Origin of the sequence: Acinetobacter sp. CFCC 11171 (genome assembly GCF_003268405.1) — a bacterium.
GTDB classification, from domain to species: Bacteria; Pseudomonadota; Gammaproteobacteria; order Pseudomonadales; family Moraxellaceae; genus Acinetobacter; species Acinetobacter amyesii.
In genome coordinates this window covers 1-2554 of sequence record NZ_LQXP01000075.1, presented here as the reverse complement: position 1 = coordinate 2554, position 2554 = coordinate 1, and the positions used below count along the sequence as shown (strand labels likewise).

3 protein-coding genes are annotated in these 2554 nt (G+C 47.0%); all 3 read left to right on the top strand.

Annotated features, from left to right (window positions below; genetic code table 11):
- Nucleotides 1-86: 86 nt before the first annotated feature.
- The 3 genes from AVJ20_RS17780 to AVJ20_RS17770 all read left to right on the top strand — a co-directional run bounded on the left by AVJ20_RS17780 (nucleotide 87) and on the right by AVJ20_RS17770 (nucleotide 2523).
- Nucleotides 87-470 carry a transposase gene (locus AVJ20_RS17780; protein ID WP_001055585.1) on the top strand — a complete coding sequence of 128 codons (384 nt, stop codon included), beginning with the start codon at nucleotides 87-89 and terminating at the stop codon, nucleotides 468-470.
- Nucleotides 467-802, top strand: coding sequence for an IS66 family insertion sequence element accessory protein TnpB (gene tnpB / locus AVJ20_RS17775; RefSeq protein ID WP_000618091.1), 336 nt, complete (start codon nucleotides 467-469; stop codon nucleotides 800-802). The genes AVJ20_RS17780 and tnpB overlap by 4 nt, the downstream gene beginning before the upstream one ends.
- A gap of 74 nt (nucleotides 803-876) precedes the next feature.
- Nucleotides 877-2523 (top strand): IS66-like element ISAba16 family transposase, encoded by a 1647-nt coding sequence (locus tag AVJ20_RS17770; RefSeq protein WP_111886129.1) that lies wholly within the window; start codon nucleotides 877-879, stop codon nucleotides 2521-2523.
- The last annotated feature ends 31 nt before the right edge of the window (nucleotides 2524-2554 follow it).

The following is a 2554-nucleotide window of genomic DNA, read 5'->3' as shown; positions in this document are numbered from 1 at the left end:
GTAAGCATCCGGCTAACACAGCCTTACCAAGCGATCCTATAAGCCTTAATTTAGTTCCCACCTAAAAACAAGTGGGGACTTAATCCATGAACATGGATATATATTCAGCAACACCTCCTGTTGCTAAAAAACGCCGAAAATACAGCAAAGAATTCAAACTCAGTATTGTCAATGCCTGCAAAAATCCTAATACCTCGATCGCTTCGGTCGCGCTGCAACATAGTATTAATGCCAACCTTGTCAGTCGTTGGATCAGGATCTTCAGCCATCATGAGGGTGCCGTGCAGGATCCTACTCATGTGAATCCAGCATTTATTGCTTTGCCTTACACTGCTGCAATCAGCCAACCTATTGATGAGAGGATCACGTTGTGTATCACCGTGCCTCATACGAATAATGATATTCAGCTAAAATGGCAGACATCAGAAATACCTGCCTTGGCAGAATTACTCAAGGCACTGGCAACATGATCCGCATTGATGAAATCTGGTTGTCTACTCAGCCCATGGACATGCGTGCAGGTATGGATACGACCATGGCTCAGGTGGTGAGAGCCTTTGGCTACATCAAACCGCATTGTGCTTACCTGTTCTGTAATAAACGTGGCCATCGCATGAAAGTGTTGGTACATGATGGACTGGGCATCTGGCTGTGTGCCCGGCGGCTGGAACAGGGCAAATTTCACTGGGCTCAAGTTCACCAAGGTGAAACCGTGGCCCTCAGCCCGGAACAGTTACAGGCACTGATCCAAGGTTTGCCCTGGCAGCGCATTGGACGACAGCAGGTGGTGACGATGCTTTAAACCAGGCTGTTCCATTCTGCTATTCTCCAAACGTTCTATTTCATTCTTCTCATGACCTCAGGCATACTGCGGTCATGAATACGCTGCCTGACTTAAGCCAACTGACCCATGAACAACTGCTGGAATTCACCAGGCAGTTGGCGATGCAGCATCAGTCTCTGGCACAATCAAATCAAGAATTAGAAAAATCAAACCAGCAATTAGATGCCAGAGTTCAACATCTTGAAGTCACCAATCAGCAATTAGATTCTAAAGTTCAACATCTTTCTATTCTCAATCAAAAATACGAGCATGAACTCGCACTATTTAAACAGCACAAATTCGGCAGTAAAAACGAACATCTCACTGCAAAACAAATCCATCTATGGGATGAAGCGGTTGAAGAAGATATTGCCGCGGTTGATCTAGAACTGGAACGGCTAAATGCAGATAAAACCAATGCAGCGACACAGAAAGCCAAAACCAATAAACCTAAACGTCGACCACTGCCAGATCATCTACACACCATCCGTATTGAGCATGAACCTGCATCAACCCAATGTGCTTGTGGCTGCCAACTCCGTCGTATCGGCGAAGATATCAGTGAAAAACTGCATTTCAGACCGGCACAGTTCTATAAGGAACAGCATGTGCGTGGTAAATGGGTCTGTGATCAGTGTGACACTCTGACTCAGCAAGCGATGCCCGCCTATGTGATTGATAAAGGCATTGCTTCACCTGAATTGCTCAGCCATGTGCTGGTATCGAAGTATGCCGATCATTTGCCGCTGTACCGTCAACGTCTGATCTATCAGCGGGCGGGAATCGAACTTTCTAGATCAACTTTATCTGACTGGATAGGTCGCTGCGGTGTAGAACTGGAACCTCTGGCCAATGCCTTAAAAGAGGTGGTGCTGCAACAGCGGGTGCTGCATGCAGATGAAACACCGGTCACCATCATGCGGATGGGTGAGAATAATAAAAAACCGAAGAAAGGTTATGTCTGGGCCTATGCCACCACACAGTACAATCCAGTTCAGGCGGTGATCTATGACTTTCAGGATAGTCGTTCAGGCCAGCATGCTGCAGAGTTCTTGAAAGGCTGGCAGGGTTATCTAGTCTGTGATGATTACAGTGGTTATAAAGCACGCTTTAAATCAGGCCAGGTCATTGAGGTGGGCTGCATGGCCCATGCACGTCGTAAATTCCATGAACTGCATGTAACTGGGAAAAGTCAGGTCGCTGAACAGGCATTAGTGCTGATTCAGAAACTGTATGCGATAGAAGCAGAACTCAGGAAAAAGACCGATGGTACAGCGGAAGACCGCCGCGAATACCGACAACAGCATAGTCAACCAGTGATGCAACAACTATATGAATGGCTCAACCAACATCATCTGACAGTGCCATCGAGTTCTCCCACCGCCAAGGCCATCAATTACACTCTGAAGCGTTGGCCAGCTTTAAGCCGCTATCTGGATGATGGCAATCTACCTATTTGCAATAATTGGGTCGAGAATCAGATGCGTCCCTGGGCGTTGGGGCGCAAGAACTGGCTGTTTGCAGGTTCGCTGCGCAGTGGTCAGCGAGCGGCAAACATCATGACGTTAATCCAGTCAGCAAAGCTGAATGGCTTGGATCCGTATGCCTATTTAAGTGATGTGCTGAAAAGGTTACCGACACACAAAGTGACCCAAATTGAAGAATTGCTGCCGCACTGCTGGAAACCTAAATCGAATTAAAAAATAGGTATGGGATTCAGCGGACGCTTAC

Bases quoted from the DNA above. Each gene is read 5' to 3' on its own strand.
- AVJ20_RS17780 (WP_001055585.1), top strand. From the start codon at position 87: ATGAACATGGATATATATTCAGCAACACCTCCTGTTGCTAAAAAACGC.
- tnpB (WP_000618091.1), top strand. From the start codon at position 467: ATGATCCGCATTGATGAAATCTGGTTGTCTACTCAGCCCATGGACATG.
- AVJ20_RS17770 (WP_111886129.1), top strand. From the start codon at position 877: ATGAATACGCTGCCTGACTTAAGCCAACTGACCCATGAACAACTGCTG.